Source organism: Ensifer sp. M14 (assembly GCF_003355565.1).
Taxonomy (GTDB): domain Bacteria; phylum Pseudomonadota; class Alphaproteobacteria; order Rhizobiales; family Rhizobiaceae; genus Ensifer.
In genome coordinates, this window is the sequence record NZ_QJNR01000004.1 from 2,062,697 (window position 1) to 2,078,767 (window position 16,071).

At 63.7% G+C, this 16,071-nt stretch carries 17 protein-coding genes; 3 read left to right on the plus strand and 14 right to left on the minus strand.

Annotated features, from left to right (window positions below):
* The first annotated feature begins 27 nt into the window (after positions 1–27).
* A complete protein-coding gene (locus BLJAPNOD_RS09850; RefSeq protein WP_115419673.1) occupies positions 28–612 on the plus strand; it encodes a cysteine hydrolase family protein in 585 nt (194 codons plus the stop codon).
* Between the two features lie 75 nt (positions 613–687).
* Here the strand turns inward: BLJAPNOD_RS09850 and BLJAPNOD_RS09855 are convergent, their stop codons facing one another.
* The 10 genes from BLJAPNOD_RS09855 to BLJAPNOD_RS09900 form a co-directional block, all read right to left on the minus strand.
* Positions 688–1,209: a hypothetical protein gene (locus tag BLJAPNOD_RS09855; RefSeq protein WP_077499759.1), complete on the minus strand. Its 522-nt coding sequence runs from the start codon at positions 1,207–1,209 to the stop codon at positions 688–690.
* 159 nt (positions 1,210–1,368) lie between these two features.
* Positions 1,369–2,520: an ABC transporter substrate-binding protein gene (locus BLJAPNOD_RS09860; RefSeq protein WP_199565925.1), complete on the minus strand. Its 1,152-nt coding sequence runs from the start codon at positions 2,518–2,520 to the stop codon at positions 1,369–1,371.
* 1 nt (position 2,521) lies between these two features.
* Entirely contained in the window at positions 2,522–3,274 is a 753-nt protein-coding gene (gene fhuF / locus BLJAPNOD_RS09865) for a siderophore-iron reductase FhuF (protein ID WP_115421227.1), read from the minus strand.
* Positions 3,275–3,539: 265 nt separating this feature from the next.
* A complete protein-coding gene (locus BLJAPNOD_RS09870; protein ID WP_115419674.1) occupies positions 3,540–4,031 on the minus strand; it encodes a nuclear transport factor 2 family protein in 492 nt (163 codons plus the stop codon).
* A gap of 72 nt (positions 4,032–4,103) precedes the next feature.
* The gene (locus BLJAPNOD_RS09875; protein WP_115419675.1) at positions 4,104–5,531 is read right to left on the minus strand and encodes a gamma-aminobutyraldehyde dehydrogenase; all 1,428 of its coding nucleotides are present in this window, start codon (positions 5,529–5,531) and stop codon (positions 4,104–4,106) included.
* 25 nt (positions 5,532–5,556) lie between these two features.
* On the minus strand, positions 5,557–6,372 hold the full coding sequence (locus tag BLJAPNOD_RS09880) for an ABC transporter permease (RefSeq protein WP_077499765.1): 816 nt from the start codon (positions 6,370–6,372) through the stop codon (positions 5,557–5,559).
* Complete coding sequence (locus BLJAPNOD_RS09885) at positions 6,362–7,312, minus strand: ABC transporter permease (RefSeq protein ID WP_115419676.1); 951 nt, start codon at positions 7,310–7,312, stop codon at positions 6,362–6,364. The genes BLJAPNOD_RS09880 and BLJAPNOD_RS09885 overlap by 11 nt, the downstream gene beginning before the upstream one ends.
* Positions 7,309–8,307, minus strand: coding sequence for an ABC transporter ATP-binding protein (locus tag BLJAPNOD_RS09890; RefSeq protein ID WP_115419677.1), 999 nt, complete (start codon positions 8,305–8,307; stop codon positions 7,309–7,311). Before BLJAPNOD_RS09890 ends, BLJAPNOD_RS09885 begins: the two co-directional genes overlap by 4 nt.
* A gap of 223 nt (positions 8,308–8,530) precedes the next feature.
* Entirely contained in the window at positions 8,531–9,691 is a 1,161-nt protein-coding gene (locus tag BLJAPNOD_RS09895) for an ABC transporter substrate-binding protein (RefSeq protein WP_077499771.1), read from the minus strand.
* Positions 9,692–9,894: 203 nt separating this feature from the next.
* Positions 9,895–10,803 (minus strand): LysR family transcriptional regulator, encoded by a 909-nt coding sequence (locus BLJAPNOD_RS09900; RefSeq protein ID WP_025427829.1) that lies wholly within the window; start codon positions 10,801–10,803, stop codon positions 9,895–9,897.
* Between the two features lie 174 nt (positions 10,804–10,977).
* On the opposite strand from BLJAPNOD_RS09900, the gene BLJAPNOD_RS09905 reads away from it, so the two are divergent.
* The gene (locus BLJAPNOD_RS09905) at positions 10,978–11,886 is read left to right on the plus strand and encodes an alpha/beta hydrolase (protein WP_244611009.1); all 909 of its coding nucleotides are present in this window, start codon (positions 10,978–10,980) and stop codon (positions 11,884–11,886) included.
* Between the two features lie 78 nt (positions 11,887–11,964).
* On the opposite strand, the gene msrA is transcribed toward BLJAPNOD_RS09905, so the two are convergent.
* A complete protein-coding gene (msrA, locus tag BLJAPNOD_RS09910; protein ID WP_115419678.1) occupies positions 11,965–12,702 on the minus strand; it encodes a peptide-methionine (S)-S-oxide reductase MsrA in 738 nt (245 codons plus the stop codon).
* Positions 12,703–12,876: 174 nt separating this feature from the next.
* Between msrA and BLJAPNOD_RS09915 the strand changes: the two genes are divergently transcribed.
* Positions 12,877–13,278 (plus strand): ACT domain-containing protein, encoded by a 402-nt coding sequence (locus BLJAPNOD_RS09915; RefSeq protein WP_115421229.1) that lies wholly within the window; start codon positions 12,877–12,879, stop codon positions 13,276–13,278.
* A gap of 62 nt (positions 13,279–13,340) precedes the next feature.
* Here BLJAPNOD_RS09915 and BLJAPNOD_RS09920 read toward each other — a convergent pair whose 3' ends face one another.
* The 3 genes from BLJAPNOD_RS09920 to BLJAPNOD_RS09930 all read right to left on the minus strand — a co-directional run bounded on the left by BLJAPNOD_RS09920 (position 13,341) and on the right by BLJAPNOD_RS09930 (position 15,941).
* Complete coding sequence (locus BLJAPNOD_RS09920; RefSeq protein WP_077499777.1) at positions 13,341–13,760, minus strand: GFA family protein; 420 nt, start codon at positions 13,758–13,760, stop codon at positions 13,341–13,343.
* A gap of 125 nt (positions 13,761–13,885) precedes the next feature.
* Positions 13,886–15,481, minus strand: a complete 1,596-nt coding sequence (locus BLJAPNOD_RS09925; RefSeq protein WP_199565926.1) for an MFS transporter — start codon at positions 15,479–15,481, stop codon at positions 13,886–13,888.
* Positions 15,474–15,941 (minus strand): SRPBCC domain-containing protein, encoded by a 468-nt coding sequence (locus tag BLJAPNOD_RS09930; RefSeq protein WP_115419680.1) that lies wholly within the window; start codon positions 15,939–15,941, stop codon positions 15,474–15,476. Before BLJAPNOD_RS09930 ends, BLJAPNOD_RS09925 begins: the two co-directional genes overlap by 8 nt.
* Positions 15,942–16,071: the final 130 nt, after the last annotated feature.

Here is a 16,071-nt window from a genome sequence, read left to right on the forward strand (position 1 = left end):
TCCTGAGGCAACCAAGGAGCGTTAGCCATGACCATCCCGAGACTTCCCAACAATGCCGTCCTGATCCCGATCGACATGCAGCAGGCATTCGATGCCGCTCCCTGGCCACCGCGCTGGAACGTGGACGTCGACGACAACGGGCGCGCACTGCTCTCCGCCTGGCGTGCGGCGGGCCGGCCGATCATTCATGTGCGGCACGAGAGCGTCGCGCCGGGCTCGACGCTTCAACCGGGTGCGCCGGGCAATGCGCCGCGCCCGGGCTTCGAACCCGTCGGCGACGAGCCGCTTGTCAGCAAGAGCGTCAATGCCGCCTTCATCGGCACCGACCTCGATCTGCGCCTGCGCCGGCTCGGCGTCGATACGATCGTGCTCTTCGGCATATCGACGGATATGTGCGTCTCGACCTCCGTGCGGGTCGGCGCCAATCTCGGTTATCGGGTGATCTTGGTCGAAGACGCCTGCGACTGCTTCGACCAGCCGGACGGCCAGGGCGGCACGATCCCGGCGCGCGACATCCATCGTGCGCATGTCGCCACACTGCGGGCGGAATTCGCCGAGGTGACGACTACCGCCGCGATCGTGTCAGTGCTGCGGTTGGCGCCCGCGGCGTAAGGGCGCTGCAACCTTCGCCGTCCGCGGCATCATCTGCTGCGCAAGTCGATCTTGCCTTAGGAGTGATGTGGTCGGTCACTTGCTGGCGGCGCCGCGGACTTCCAATACCTGGTAGGTCCATTTCGGCGTCGTCAGGCTTTCGCCCTCGCGGCTTGGAAAGGTAAGGAAGGTTTCAAACGGCCGTGCCTGGCCGACGGGCACGCGGGAAAGAACCAGCGCGGTATCGTCGCCGATCTTCGAGCAGGTGTCTTGAGGGCAGTCTTCGAGCGTCACGGAGAGCCGGAAATATTCAAGCGGCGTGGCACCGTTGTTGGTGACCGTGCCGCGCAGGCGAAAACTTCGCTCCGGCTGGCTTTGCTGGAAAGTGATATCGCCGAGAACAATATTCTGGGCGGCGGGAACCGCCGGGGCCGTTGCCACCGGCTCGGATGCGGGAGCCTTGCGCTCGCCGCGGTCGCTGATCCAGACGATGAAAGCGGAGAGCAGGGCGATTGCCACTGCGACCGAAAGGATGGGCTCGGCCCACCGGCGAAAGCGGCTGAAACGCGCCGCCAGATACACGATCGCCACGCCAACCAACGCTACCAACCAAAGCATGAAGCTCCTCCTTATCAACCCTTATATAGGGTGAGCGGTGGGTGGCAACATCGCCGCACGCGCTCGAAGGTCACGCTTCCGACATCTGGCGGTTCGAAGCCGGATCGTTTTCGCCAACCCTTTGCGGCAATTGCGAATATGGTGGGCTTGTTGGCGCGTTTAGCGAGGCGTATCGGCCCCCAGGCTGACCGTGTAGGTGCCTTCGAAAGGCACGGCGGCGAAACGCTCGTTGATTTCGGCGAGGCTCTTTTCCGGGTCGAGATCGGCAAAGATGTCGGGCCGCAGCCAATGGGCGAAGGCTTCGGCAGCGACGATGTTGAGCGGAATGGCGTTGAAGAAGTTCCAGATGCCATGGACGCGGCCGCTTTCGACTGCCACGATGCCGGACAGGACCGGCACCTTGACCGCAGCCGCCAGCGTCTGCTCTGCCTCATCCCTGGCGACGCCCGGACCGATGGAGAAGCCACTATACACTCCGCCGGGAGATGAGGTGGCGATGTAGACATCGGGGTTTGCCGCGATGACTGCCTCGGCGCTGACCGTGCCGCCCGGTCGCGGCAGCGTGCCTTCGGCGATATTGCGGCCGCCGGCGATCGTCAGGAACTCGCCGAGCCCGCCGACGCCATAGGCCCAGCAGCAACGATCGGGCTTCGGAAAGGCATCCATCAGTACGGTCGGGCGCGGCTCGGGCTTGGCGGCGACGCGGGACCGGATCAAGGCCAGCTTGTCCTCATAGAAGCGTGCGAAGGCTTCCGCCTGGTCGTCGCGCTCGAGGACGCGGCCGAGAAGCCGCATCATGTCGGCTGTGCTTTTCAGCGGATCGCTGTTGAAATCGACGACGATGACAGGCACGCCGGTGCTGGTGAGATAGTCGATGGCGCGCTGGCCCGGCTCGGTATCGGCCTGCCAGTTGGCAAGGATCGCAAGGTCGGCCTTCAATGTCAGCAGCGTTTCCAGGGAAAGTGCCGTACCCACGCCAGAGGCGTCGTCGATCAGCGGCACGTCGGCAATCGCAGGAAATTTCTTGCGAAAGCTCTCGTAGATCTCGGGATTGTCGCCCTTCATGTCACCGGACCAGCCGGCGAGCAGGCTGACGGGCTTCGGATGAATGAGCGAAAGCGCCACCAGGTTGAACCCGCTGCCGAGCAGGATCGCCTTTGGCGCCGCGGGGATCGTCACCTCGCGCCCGGCCGCGTCCTTCACCGTCATCGGCCATTTGCCTTCGGCCCGGGCGACCGTGGCGAAAAGCAGGATGGTGATGATCAGGGCCAGCAAGAGCCGGACCGCGGGCCGCAAGGCGAGATAAGGCAAGCTACTGGTTCCGTTGGCTGGGGAGGGCGCAGAGGCTACCGCAACTGCGCACGCCCGGGAGCAGGTAGCGCAGGCAGCAGATCTTGCGCCGGCAGACGCGCGCGCCGTCCTCTTCCTCGTGGCGCAGGCAACCGAAGAAGGGGTTGGGCGAACCATCGGGCAGGGACTTGCTACCGATCAAGGCTTCGGCCTGGGCATGAAGCGGCTCGACGCCGGCGGCGCGCATGGCGTAGTCGATATAGACGAGCGCGTTGTTCCAGGCGAGTTTCGGGGCGATGCCGCCGCTCGACTTGAGATAGCCGACGACTTCGCGCAGATGCTCGCCCATCAGCGGTGATAGGGTGGCGAAAACGTCGTCATTGTCGCCCGCCTGCCAGTCGCCGGCATCGACGACGCCAAAGGCGCGGGGCAGGCCATCGTCGGATAGTGCCACCTTCATGCGGTTAAACGCGACCGGCAGCACCTGATGGTCGAGCACGCGGGCAACGATATAGGGAATGGTGAGCGCCGAGAAATAGTAGAGCGACCACATGGAGGCGACAGCGCGGCGATCAGTCCCCCCTGATTTTTCCGCATAGATGTCGAGCGCACGGTCGAAGGCGCCGGAGGCGAAGAACTCCGGCAACGCCATGCCGTCGGAAAGATCATCCGACAGCATCATCTTCTCGTTGCACCAGGCGTGCGTGCCTGAAAAGGCAGCGGACAGAATCTTGGCGCTTCCCGTGTCCATGATCGCTTCGGCGGCGGCGGTCATTGTGCCGCCTGCCATGAACAGGCATCCAGAAGAGATGCGCTATCGCCCGCACGGTGCGGGCGAGACACAGCCGGAAGCCCGGCTGAAGCAGCGATCCTTCTTGCAAGCATGCGACACACCTTCTGAGCAAGGGTCAGAAACTCATAAGGTGATCGTGTTACTCATGTTTCCTCTTCGCGCAAGCTATTTTATGAGTTTTGGGCGCATGTTTTTGTTCGCGGGCTTGCGGCTACTGGAAGAGCGGTCTCGCAGGTTCGACGGCCGACTAGAGCAGGCCGAGTTGTTTGTAGAAGCCGAGCGCGTCGTAGTAGTCATTTTGCGCGGCGATCTTGCCGTCCTTGACCGTGAACACCGAGGCGCCGGTGAACTTGAAGCTCTTGCCGGTTGCGGCCGTGCCATCTGCCCAGGCGCCCGAATTGGTTCCGGAGAACTCCCATTCGAAAGAGACCTTGTCGCCGGCGGCAATCGGATCGCCCTTCATGGTCCAGACGGCATCGGGAGCAGCATTGAGGAAGTTGTCGATGACACCGGTCTTGGCGGCATCCTTGCCGGTCACGGGCTTGCCGACGGAGGCGTCGTAGTAGGTGACGCCGTCGGCGAAGTAGGATGCGGCCTTCGTCGCATCATGGGCGTTCCAGGCGGCGACATAAGCCTTGACGACATCAGGCGCCGCATCGGCGGCAAAGCCTGGGGGTACCTGGAGAACGGCGCTCAGACCCAGAGCGCCTGCGGCAACGAGCAGTTGGCGGCGGTACATGGTATTTCCTCCCATTTGTCGTGGCCCGAGAGGCGCGGCGCTGCCCGAAAAGGCCGCGCCACGCCTGAAGGCTTAGCCGTGGTTGATCATGATGTGGCGGACGGCAGTGTAGTCCTCCAGCGCATAGACGGACATGTCCTTGCCGTAGCCCGACTGCTTGACGCCGCCATGCGGCATCTCGTTGGTCAGCATGAAGTGGGTGTTGATCCAGGTGCAGCCATATTGCAGGCGCGAGGCGGCCCTCATCGCCTTGGAGATGTCCTTGGTCCAGACGGAGGAGGCGAGGCCGTAATCGCTGTCATTCGCCCAGGCGACGGCATCGTCCTTGCCGGTGAAGCGGGTGACGGAGACGACCGGGCCGAACACTTCACGCCGGACGATCTCGTCTTCCTGGGTGGCACCGGCGATCACCGTCGGCTGGAAGAAGAAGCCGTCGGCGCTACCAGCAGCGCCGCCGGTGGTGATCTCGATGTGCTTCTGGTCGGCGGCGCGCTCGACGAAGCTTGCGACGCGGTCGCGCTGGCGGCGCGAGATCAGCGGACCGATCTCGTTTTCTGTGTCGTCGGCAAGATTGTAGCGGATGGTGGACACCGCGGAACTCAGGTCGGCGACGAGCTTTTCGTAGATGCCGGCTTCGGCATAGATGCGGCATGCGGCGGTGCAGTCCTGGCCGGCATTGTAGTAGCCGAAGGTGCGGATGCCGTTGACGACCGCTTCGAGATCGGCGTCGTCATAGACGATGACAGGGGCCTTGCCGCCAAGTTCCAGATGCGTGCGCTTCACCGTCTTGGCGGCGGCCGTCAGCACCTTCTTGCCGGTGGCGATGTCGCCGGTGATCGAGACCATCGCGATTTTCGGGTGGTTGATCAGCGCGTTGCCGACGGTTTCGCCGCGGCCGGTGACGACGTTGACGACGCCTTCGGGCAGGATGTCGGCGAGCAGACGCGCCAGCTTCAGCGCCGTCAGCGGCGTCTGTTCCGACGGTTTGAAGACGACGGTGTTGCCGCCGGCAATCGCCGGCGCCAGCTTCCAGGCCATCATCATCAGCGGATAGTTCCACGGCGCGATCGAGCCGACGATGCCGACCGGGTCGCGGCGGACCATGGACGTGTGTCCGGGCAGGTACTCGCCCGCCGTCGGCGCATGCAGGTTGCGGATGGCGCCGGCAAAGAAGCGCCAGCAGTCGACGATGGCGGGCAGTTCATCGTTCCTCACGGCATTGATCGGCTTGCCGCAGTTGAGCGCCTCGAGTGCGGCGAAATCGTCGGCGTTCTTCTCGATCGCGTCGGCAATCTTGAGCAGATAACCGGAGCGCTCGCCCGGCGTCGTCATCGACCAGGAGACGAAGGCGCGTTCCGCTGCGTCCACGGCCGCTTCGACCTGCATGTGCGAGGCTTCGGCGAGATCGATGATCTTTGCGCCGGTGCGCGGGTTCAGGATAAGCTCCTCGGCTTCGGTTCCGGCCTCGAAGCGCGATCCGATCAAAAGCTGGGTGTCCATGTCTGTTCTCCCTTGAAAGTCTTGTTCATTTGCCGCCGCCGGCGATCTGGTCGCCGTCGCGGGTCAGGTAGTAGGCGCCGAGGATCGGCAGGAAGGTGACCAGCACCACGATCATGGCGACCACATTGGTCACCGGGCGCTGGCGTGGGCGGATGAGCTCTTCGAGCATCCAGATCGGCAGCGTCGACTGCTGGCCGGCGGTAAAGGTGGTGACGATCACCTCATCGAAGGATAGGGCGAAGGCGAGCATGCCGCCGGCCAGAAGCGCCGTGCCGATGTTCGGCAGGATGATGTATCGGAAGGTCTGGAAACCATCGGCGCCGAGGTCCATCGAGGCCTCGATCAGCGAGCCGGAGATGCGGCGGAAGCGGGCAACGGCATTATTGTAAACCACGACGATGCAGAAGGTCGCGTGGCCAAGCACGATGGTCCAGAAGGAAAACGGGATCTCGGCCATCGAAAAAGCCGAGCGCAGCGCGATGCCGGTGATGATGCCGGGCAGCGCAATCGGCAGGATGACCAGCAGCGAGATTGTCTCGCGGCCGAAGAAGCGCGTCTGGCTGACGGCGGCAGCACAGAGCGTGCCGAGCACCAGGGCGACGGCGGTCGCGATCGAGGCGACCTTGACCGACAGCGTCAGCGCCGCCCAGACATCCGGCCGGTTCCAGGCGACGGCAAACCATTGCGTCGTCAGCCCCGGCGGCGGGAACTGGTAGCTCTTTTCCTCCGTGGTGAAGGCATAGAGGAAGATCAGCAGGATCGGCACATGCATGAAGGCGAGGCCGGCGGCGGCCGCGATCTTCAGGCCGAGGGGCGAGCGGTTGAGGCGATCAGAGCGCATCGAAGGCCCCCATGCGTTTGGCCATATAGAGATAGGCGCCCATGATGACGATCGGCACGACGGTGAAGGCGGCGGCAAGCGGAATGTTGCCGGCCGTGCCCTGCTGGGCATAGACCGCCTGGCCGATGAACAGCCGGGAAGAACCGATGATCTGCGGAATGATGTAGTCGCCGAGCGTCAGCGAAAACGTGAAGATCGATCCTGCGACGATGCCCGGCAGCGCCAAGGGAAAAAGCACGTGGCGGAAGGTCTGGGCCGGCGTGCCGCCGAGATCGGAGGAGGCCTCGATCAGGTTTCCCGGCACGCGCTCGAGCGCTGCCTGGATCGGCAGGATCATGAAGGGCAGCCAGACATAGACGAAGACGATGAAGGTGCCGGTGTAGCTGACCGAGAGCGAGTTACCGCCGACGACGGGAAGCGAGAGCCAGGCATCGAGCAGCCACTGCAGATGCACCTTGGCCAGGAACCAGGTGACGATGCCTTCCTTTGCGAGGATCAGCTTCCAGGCATAGATCTTGACGAGATAGCTCGACCACAGCGGCAGCATGATGCCGAGGTAGAACAGCACTTTCCATTTTCCCTGCGCGTAACGCGCCGCGTAATAGGCGATCGGAAAGGCGATCAGCGCCGAGGCGACCGTCACGATCGCCGCCATCGACACGGTACGCAGGATGATGTCGAGATTGGTCTCGCTCAGCAGCTGGCGGTAGGTGGCGAAGGTAAACTCGTAATTGATCAGGCCGGAGAAGTCGTCGATCGAGAAGAAGCTCTGCAGCAGAAGCGCAAAGAGCGAGCCGATGTAGACGACGCCGAGCCACAGGAGCGGCGGCGCCAGCATGACGGTGAGCAGCACATGCGGGTGCTTCCAGAAGAAGTCCGAGAGCCGGCCGGCCGGGCCTCGAAGATCCTGTAGGGTGATATGTTCAACGACGGCGGTCATGCGTCCTCCATCGGGTGCAACTCGTGCGCCGCAAAGCTGATGGTGACGGGGCTGCCGACGTTGGGCACGGCAAGCGCGGCGGGGCTTGCGACCGCGATGCGCGCGCCATCGACGTCGACGACGACGCGATTGACCGCGCCGAGGAAACTATGGGCCGAGACGGTGCCGTTGAGGCTGAGCGCTCCTTCGCCCGGTGGCGACAGCAAGATCGCCTCGGGGCGAAGGCTGGCATAGGCGGATCTGACGCCCAACTTCTGGCACAGCTTTGCCGGCAGCACGTTTGACGAGCCGACGAAATCGGCGACGAAGCGGGTCTTCGGCTGCTTGTAGACTTCTTCCGGGCTGCCGAGCTGCTGGATGCGGCCATCGTTGAAGACGGCGATGCGGTCGGCCATCGACAGCGCTTCGCCCTGGTCGTGGGTGACGAAGACGAAGGTGATGCCGAGCGATTTCTGCAGGGTCTTCAATTCTTCCTGCATCTGCTCGCGCAGCTTGAGGTCGAGCGCACCGAGCGGCTCGTCGAGCAGCAGCACCTTCGGCTTGTTGACGAGGGCACGGGCGAGCGCGACGCGCTGGCGCTGACCGCCGGAGAGCTGGCCGGGGCGGCGGCTGCCGTAGCTCGGCAGCTTGACCATGGCGAGCGCGTCTTCGGCCGCCTTGCGACGCTCTTCGCGGCCGACGCCCTTGACCATCAGCCCATAGGCGACGTTGTCGAGGATCGAGAGATGCGGGAAGAGCGCATAGTCCTGGAAGACGGTGTTGACGCTGCGGCGATAGGGCGGCACGCCTTCTGCCGTCTCGCCGAAGATTTCGATATGGCCGCCGGTCGGCTGCTCGAAGCCGGCCATCAGGCGCAGGCAGGTTGTCTTGCCCGAGCCGGAGGGGCCGAGCATGGCGAAGAATTCGCCCTCGGCGATCTCGAGGTTCACACCATCGACCGCGCGCACGGCGCCGAAGTGGCGGGAAACATTGTCGAAAAGAACGGCGGTGGACATCAAGTTGCTCCAGAATTCCAGCCCCTCATCCCCGCGGTGAGGGGAAGCGCCCCTCATCCGCCCTGCCGGGCACCTTCTCCCCGCAGGCGGGGCGAAGGAGACACGTGGCGGACGCCTTGCCTCAAGGTGATGCCCTGCGGGTTTGCCGAGGGCGTTCCCTCTCCCCGCGAGCGGGGAGAGGGTCAGGGTGAGGGGCTAATGCTTGCGATATGGTCGCGGCGGCTCAGCGACCGCCGATGACGCCGATATAGTCGGAAACCCAGCGGTGGTAGGGCACGCATTCGCCCTGGCTTGCGCATTTCGTCACCGGCGTCTTCCAGAACTTGACCTTGTCGAAGTCCTCGTAGCCGTTGGTCTTGCAGCCGGCGTCGGTCAGAAGTTCGTTGCCTTTGCAGGCGGCTCCGACCGACGGGTTGGCGCCGAACCACGCGGAGACATCACCCTGGACCTTGGGCGAAAGCGAGTGCTCCATCCACATATAGGCGCAGTTCGGATGGGCGCTTTCAGCGTGCAGCATGGTGGTGTCTGCCCATCCGGTCACGCCTTCTTCCGGAATGGTCGAGGCGATCGGCAGCTTTTCGGCTTCCATCAGGTTGACCTGGAACGGCCAGGAGCCGGAGGCGACGACGCCTTCGTTCTTGAAGTCGTCGATCTGGATCATGGCGTCGTGCCAGTAGCGGCCGACAAGGGTGCGCTGGGTGCGCAGCAGATCGAGTGCCGCCTTGTACTGGTCTTCGTTGAGCTCGTAGGGATCCTTGATGCCAAGCTCGGGCTTGTGCTTCATCAGGTAGTTGGCGGCGTCCGCCACGTGGATCGGGCCGTCATAGGCCTGGACGCGACCCTTGTTGGACTTGCCGTCGGGCAGGTTCATTTCCTCGAATACGACGTTCCAGCTCTTCGGCGCTTCGCCCTTGAAGGCGTCCTTGTTGTACATCAGCACGTTCGGACCCCAGACATAGGGCGTGCCGTAGTGAACGCCGTTGACCGTGTACCAGGGCGCGTTCTGCATGCGCTCGTCGATGGTCTTCCAGCTTGGGATGAGATCGGTATTGATGGGCTGGACGCGCTTGCCGGCGACAAGCCGCATCGAGGCGTCGCCCGAGGCGGTGACGAGGTCGAAGCCGCCTTCGTTCATCAGCGCCACCATTTCGTCCGAGGTGGCGGCTGTCTTGACGCTGACCTTGCAGCCGGTCTGCTTTTCGAAGTCTGTGACCCAGTCGTAGTTCTTGTCGGTCTCGCCACGTTCGATGTAGCCGGCCCAGGCGACGATCGACAGTTCGCCTTCGCCCTTGCCCAGTTCCTTGAGCGGCTCCTGCGCCAAGGCGGGTGCCACAAGGCCGAGCGACAGCGTCAGCGCCGTGCAGGATTTCAGGATCTGCTTCATCTGAATTCTCCCAGTTTTGAGCCGCATTTTACGGCTTCGTTCCCAGGTTGAAGCGTGCCTTGGTTTCTCCGCATTCGCAAATTCATTAATCAGAATGCCGCTATCGGTTTTCCCGATATCGATAGATGTACCGGTGCGGACGAACGCATATACTGTGGCGTAGCCCTATGATTTTCTTTGAATTTCTGAACCGTATCGGATTTCTAGCGTGGACGGGCGCTGCGCAGCGCTTCCGCAATGCCGACAAAATCGCGTGCCGATTGCGGCAAGCTGGAGCCCTTGCGCCAGACCATGCCGACCTGGACGACGGGAAGCGCGCCGGAGACGTCGCGGCTCTCGATGCGGTCGCCTTCAAGCGACCAGGGGCGGTAGACGAGATCGGGCAGAAGCGCGATGCCGGCACCGGTTGCCACCAGGCTGCGCACGGCTTCGACCGAACGTGTTCGGAAGGCGACGTGCGGGCGGGCGCCGAGCGCCGACAGCAGCTTGCCGGTGTTCTCCTCGATTTCGTCCACCGTCAGCATGATCAGCGGCTCCTTGGCGATATCGCTGATCGAGATGATGTCGGCGCTGACGAGCGGATGGCCGATCGGCAGCCAGAGGCGATAGGGCGAGGTTTCGAGGATCTCGGCCTGCAGCGCCATGCGGTCCCGGAGATTGGAGATGACCATCACGGCAACGTCGAGCTCGCCGCCGATCAAGAGGTGTTCCAGATAGGAGCCGTTGTCCTCGATGGCGCTGACATCGACGCCGGGGCAGGCGCGGCGATAGCGGGCGAGCAGATCCGACAGCACGTAGCCGGCCACAAGAGAAGTGACGCCGAGATTGAGCTTGCCGCCGGTCTCCTCGCGGCTGTCGGAAAAGCTGCGCCTTGCATCCGAGACGTCGGAGAGGATTTTTGTCGCATGCCGCAGAAACTGGTGGCCGTTATGGGTGATCGACAGGCCGCGCGGATGCCGGTCGAACAGTTCGACGCCGAGGTCGCCCTCAAGCTCCTTGATCGCCTCGGTGATCGAGGATTGCGAGATTGACAGGTTCTGTGCCGCACGGGTGATCGAGCCCTGCTCGGCGACGGCGACGAAATACTGCAACTGTCTGAAGGTGAAGGCCATCCGTGCAGTTAATCGTTGTGGAGCCGCGCTTGCAAGCGCGAGCGGGAGGTCGTCCCCGACAACGCAACGGCGGCGGAATTTTCATGGTTGTGTCGGTTTCCGGATAGAAGGCGGCCGGCCTGCTGCTAGACTTCCGCTGGAGAGATCAGGAGGCGGACTTTGGATCAGGCCGTAATGAAACCGATGCCGACCGAGGAGGGCATTCTCGCCTTTCACCGGCGCTGTGAAGCCTTCTATCCCGCCGATGCGGTGGACGCGTCGATCGAACAGCAGCGCAAATGGTACGATGCACTTTGTGCCGAGTTCGACGCGCCGTCACCTGAAGGGCTGACGCGCCAGGACGGGCTTGTCGACGGCCGCATCCCGATCCGGCGCTACCGGCCGGCGGCGATCTCCACCGACACACGGATCTATTACATCCACGGCGGCGGCTTCGTCGTCGGCTCGCTCGACAGCCATGACGCCATCTGCGCCGAGCTTGCGGATTTCGCCAGGGCGGAACTCGTATCGGTCGATTACCGGCTGGCGCCCGAGCATGTCTGGCCGGCCGCCTTCGAGGATTGCTACGCGGTCTTGAATTTCCTCTTCGCCGATGGACGGCCCGTGGTGGTCGTCGGCGACAGTGCCGGCGGCAACCTGACGGCGGGCATTGTCTTGAAGGCGCGGGCTGAGAGGCTTACGGGTGTCGTCGGCCAGGCGCTGATCTATCCGGGGCTCGGCGGCGATCTCACTTCCGGCTCCTATGTTGAGATGTCGGAGGCGCCGGGGCTGACGACCGCCGATACCAGCTACTATCGTGAGATCCTGCAGGCGCCGGAGGGCAACCCGTTTGCGGCACCGCTGGCGGAGAAGGATCTCTCAGGCCTGCCGCCGACCTACATCACCGGCGCTTTCTTCGATCCGTTGCGCGACGATGCGCGCATCTATGCGGCGCGGCTGGCGATGGCCGGCGTCAATGTCACGTTCCGGGAAGAGCCGCAGATGATCCATGCCTGGCTCAGGGCCCGGCACATGAGCGAAGGCGCGCGCGAAGGCTTTCGTCGTCTGGCGGACGGCATTGCCGTTCTTGTCGGGACCGGCTGAGCGTTTCGGCCCTGACCGCAGCGTAAATCCGGCCGCGGTGCGCCTCAGTTCTCGCGCGCCTCAGTTCTCTTGGGTGCGCTAGCTTTTCGCCTTGAACACCAGCACCGGATTGGCTCGGAAGCTCTGCGGGAACAGTTTGCGCAGGCTCTCGATCTTCGGCATGTCGTTGTAGACGATATAGGGGTAGGTCGGGTTGCGCGTCAGGAAATCCTGGTGATAGGCCTCAGCGACATAGAAGCCGTTCAGCGGCGCGATCTCGGTGACGATCTCGGCCGGGAACACGCCGGATTTGCCGAGTTCGGCGATATAGGCTTCGGCAATCTTCTTCTGCTCCGGTGTGGCGACGAACAGCGCCGAGCGATACTGCGTGCCGCGATCCGGCCCCTGATAGTTCAGCTGCGTCGGGTTGTGGCCGACGGAAAAGAAGATCTGCAACAGCTTGCCGTAGCTGACCTTGCTCGGGTCGTAGGTCACTTCCACCGATTCCGCGTGGCCGGTATCGCCATTGCTGACCGCCTCGTAGGACGCGGTGTCGCGGCTGCCGCCGGCATAGCCGGAGACGGCTTTGCTCACGCCCTTCACATGCTGGAACACGCCCTGGACGCCCCAGAAGCAGCCGCCGGAGAACACCGCCGTCTCCGGTCCGCTGGCTGCCTTCTCGTCCAGCGATGGCGGCGGAATGGAGATGGCCGGTTCGGCGGCTCGGGCCGTTGCCCCAAACGAAAGTGCGACGCAGAGCGCCAGTGCCGGAGCGATCAGCCGCAGGTGGCGGCCGGCCTTCACAGTGATCGGATGAGCGTCGCGTTTTGCAGGCATCGGTGGGTTCCTCTGCCGCAGTCGGGCGGCGGCCGTGTTGCGCCCATGTTTTTCGCGTGGCCTTTCGAAAGCAAATCGCAAGACCGTGCTTCACGGCAATGTGACGATCCGCTACCACAGCAGCGGCGCTGCGATCCGGTTGAGAGGGATTGCGGACATGGTGGAGGAGGCATGATGGCTGGGGAAACGGATCTTGCGAAGCTGCTCGCGACGATGGCGCCGGCGTTGTTTCCACAAACCTATGTCTATTGCACGGTGCCCCACGACGAGGCGCAGCATTACATGGCATTTGAGCCGCTTGCGACCTATCGCGAGGACGAAGGGGTTACGCTGATCCTGGAGCGTCCGGCGGCCGATGCCGCCGACCTTTCCTATGGTCCGCTGCTTGCCCGCATCACGCTCAATGTGCATTCGGCGCTCGAAGCTGTCGGGTTGACGGCGGCGGTGGCGACGGCATTGACGCGGGAGGGCATCAGCGCCAACGTCGTCGCTGCCTATTATCACGACCACATCTTCGTGCCGGAGGCGGATGCCGAGCGCGCGCTGGAAGCATTGCGGGCGCTGAGTCCCGCTTGAGGTCGTCCCGCTTGCGGATATGCTGACGGGACCGCGTCCCGGACATTCTCCGGCGTCGGCGATCACATGAAGCGGATGTCTGGCGGTGGGTTTTCATAGTCGTCGTGGCGGCCGTTCTCGTAGATGATCGGGGCGGTGCCGAGTTCCTCGTCGCTGACATCGTCGAGGGTGGCGACGTTGACGGCATAGAAATGGCCGAGGAAATCCTCGAGATAGCCGCGGGAAAATGGCCGGATGCCGCAGCGATTGCAGAAGTAGTGATCGACGTCGCCCTCCCGCCAGTTTGAAGGCACCGCTCGATAACTCGTCAACGCCTCCTTGCCACTGATGATGGTGAACTCGTCGCGCAGCGCGAAGGATTTCTGCATGCGTGTCTTGGCGCAGAAGCTGCAATTGCAGCGGCGGATGCCTTCGGCGAAATCGAGCTGGCACTCGAACTTGACGGTGCCGCAATGGCAGCTGCCGCGATAGAGCTTTTTCATCGGACGTGCTCCTGTTTTTGGGCATGCGCCGCCGGACCCCAGTCTTTCGACCGGGGGAAACGGCGCTGCCGAGGTGGGCGTTGATGCGAATTATGTGTTGGCGTCCGTTACGCGGACGCCACTTGTTATCCTGCCTTGGCGGAAACTTCCGCCTCGTCGGCAATGACTGGATCGTTGTCGGCGCCATCGCCGGTTGCCTTGCGCAGAAGCAGGAAGGCGAGCAGCGCGGTCAGCAGCGACAGGGCCACGCAGATCGATGCGGTGAAGGCAAACGAAGTGGTGAACACGTCGCGAGCGGCATCGAGCAGCCGTTCGGACTGCTCGCCCGGAATTTGCTCGGCAATGGCAACCGCGCCGCCCAGCGTCTGGCGTGCGGCCTCCACGGTCTCTTCGGGAAGGCCGGTGACGATCACCGCATCCATGCGGCTGCGATAGGCGGCCGTGAGCATGCTGCCGAGTACGGCGATGCCGAGTGCTCCGCCGAATTCGAAGCTGGTTTCCGAGATCGCCGAGGCCGCGCCGGCGCGTTCCGGCGGGGCGGAACCGACGATCAGATCCGTCGTCAGCGTGCCGACCGGCGCAAAGCCGAGGCAGAGGACGACAAGGCCCGTCGTCACAAGCAGCGGGCTGCTCGTCGTTTCGACCTGGGTGCAGATGGCAAAGCCGATGGCGGTCAAGACGAAGCCGGCCGCAATCAGGTTCGAGGCGGCATAGCGGGAGGCAAGCGACGGAACGAGGATAGAGCCCAGCACCATGGCGACACCTGTCGGCACCGACCAGAGTCCGGCGACAAAGGGCGACAGGCCGAGCACGAGCTGCAGATACTGCGCCACGAACAGGAAGGCGCCGAAGCCGACGAACAGGCCGAGGATGTTGACCCCGAGCGCCGCGCTGAAAGCCGGGGTCCTGAACAGCGCGAGGTCGATCAGCGGATCGGCAAGCCGGCTCTGGCGCCGGGCAAACAGCATGGCGACCGTCAATCCGAGCAGGATGAAGAACACGGCCGTGACGTCGAGGCCGTCCTCGGCGATGCGCTTCATGCCGTAGATTACCGAGAGTACGGCGACGAGCGACTGGCCGGCGCTGACGAAATCGAGCCGGCCGGCATTGGGATCGCGGAACTCCGGCAGCAGCATCGGGCCGAGGATGAGGAGCAGGATCATCACCGGCACGGCGAGCAGGAAGACGGAACCCCACCAGAACTGCGAGAGCATCAGTCCGCCAACGACGGGGCCGATGGCGCCACCGGCAGAGAAGCTGGCGATCCAGATGCCGATTGCGAGCGTGCGCTGCTTGTCGTCGAGGAACATGTTGCGGATCAGCGACAGCGTTGAAGGCGCGAGCGTGGCGGCGGCGACGCCGAGAACGGCGCGCGCCAGGATCAGCGTTTCCGCGCTCCATGCGAAGGCGGCAAGCACCGAGGCGATGCCGAAGGCGATGGAGCCGATCATCAAGAGCCGGCGGCGGCCGATGCGATCGCCGAGTGTGCCCATGGTGATCAGCGAACCCGCCACCATGAAACCGTAGATATCGACGATCCAGAGGAGCTGCGAGGCCGAAGGTTTCAGCTGTTCGGTCAGCTGCGGCACCGCGAGGTTCAGGACCGTCAGGTCCATCGAATAGAGCATGCAGGGCAGGGCGAGGACGGCAAGGCCGATCCACTCCCGCCGCGTCGCCTTCGGGCCCGGCGCGTTGTCCGCGGTGTTCATTGTCTCAGACATCGGAAAGATACTCCTGCAGTCTTTCGAGGCACTCGCCCCAGCCGTCCTGGTGCGAGTCGCGCTCGTCGACGCTGTCGAATGGAGTCTGGTGGAAGGTCAACTGCGTCTTGCCGCCGAGATCGACGAAGGACACCGTAATCAGCGTATCGGCACCCGGCTTGCCTTCCTCGTCCCAAGCGAAGGTGAAGATGAGCTTTTCCGGCTCGATCACCTCGCGATAGACGCCGCCCATCCAGTAGTCCTGCCCTTCCGGCGAGCGGATGCAGGCGCGCCAGGCGCCGCCGGGGCGGAAATCCATCTTCATGGAATGCGGGTTGAAATCACGCGGTCCCCACCAGCGCAACGCATGTTCCGGGGTCGACCAGGCTTTGAACACGAGGCTGCGCGGGGCGTCGAAGATCCTGGTGATCTCCAGGCTCAGCCTGTGTTCGCGCGATGCGTTTTCAGTGGTCATTGCCATGATGTTTCCTCCCGCAGCCAGCGCCGTCGCAAGGCGCGGCCGTTCTTTAACCCGAAAGTTATTTAACTTGAAGGTTAATAACCGGGTGCACGGGGAATTGTCAAGGCGGCAGCGCCTTGCGATCTGATTT

Coding starts and splice junctions, on each gene's coding strand:
- BLJAPNOD_RS09850 (WP_115419673.1), top strand. CDS start 28: ATGACCATCCCGAGACTTCCCAACAATGCCGTCCTGATCCCGATCGAC.
- BLJAPNOD_RS09855 (WP_077499759.1), bottom strand. CDS start 1,209: ATGCTTTGGTTGGTAGCGTTGGTTGGCGTGGCGATCGTGTATCTGGCG.
- fhuF (WP_115421227.1), bottom strand. CDS start 3,274: ATGACCGCCGCCGCCGAAGCGATCATGGACACGGGAAGCGCCAAGATT.
- BLJAPNOD_RS09870 (WP_115419674.1), bottom strand. CDS start 4,031: ATGTACCGCCGCCAACTGCTCGTTGCCGCAGGCGCTCTGGGTCTGAGC.
- BLJAPNOD_RS09875 (WP_115419675.1), bottom strand. CDS start 5,531: ATGGACACCCAGCTTTTGATCGGATCGCGCTTCGAGGCCGGAACCGAA.
- BLJAPNOD_RS09880 (WP_077499765.1), bottom strand. CDS start 6,372: ATGCGCTCTGATCGCCTCAACCGCTCGCCCCTCGGCCTGAAGATCGCG.
- BLJAPNOD_RS09885 (WP_115419676.1), bottom strand. CDS start 7,312: ATGACCGCCGTCGTTGAACATATCACCCTACAGGATCTTCGAGGCCCG.
- BLJAPNOD_RS09890 (WP_115419677.1), bottom strand. CDS start 8,307: ATGTCCACCGCCGTTCTTTTCGACAATGTTTCCCGCCACTTCGGCGCC.
- BLJAPNOD_RS09895 (WP_077499771.1), bottom strand. CDS start 9,691: ATGAAGCAGATCCTGAAATCCTGCACGGCGCTGACGCTGTCGCTCGGC.
- BLJAPNOD_RS09900 (WP_025427829.1), bottom strand. CDS start 10,803: ATGGCCTTCACCTTCAGACAGTTGCAGTATTTCGTCGCCGTCGCCGAG.
- BLJAPNOD_RS09905 (WP_244611009.1), top strand. CDS start 10,978: ATGAAACCGATGCCGACCGAGGAGGGCATTCTCGCCTTTCACCGGCGC.
- msrA (WP_115419678.1), bottom strand. CDS start 12,702: ATGCCTGCAAAACGCGACGCTCATCCGATCACTGTGAAGGCCGGCCGC.
- BLJAPNOD_RS09915 (WP_115421229.1), top strand. CDS start 12,877: ATGGCTGGGGAAACGGATCTTGCGAAGCTGCTCGCGACGATGGCGCCG.
- BLJAPNOD_RS09920 (WP_077499777.1), bottom strand. CDS start 13,760: ATGAAAAAGCTCTATCGCGGCAGCTGCCATTGCGGCACCGTCAAGTTC.
- BLJAPNOD_RS09925 (WP_199565926.1), bottom strand. CDS start 15,481: ATGTCTGAGACAATGAACACCGCGGACAACGCGCCGGGCCCGAAGGCG.
- BLJAPNOD_RS09930 (WP_115419680.1), bottom strand. CDS start 15,941: ATGGCAATGACCACTGAAAACGCATCGCGCGAACACAGGCTGAGCCTG.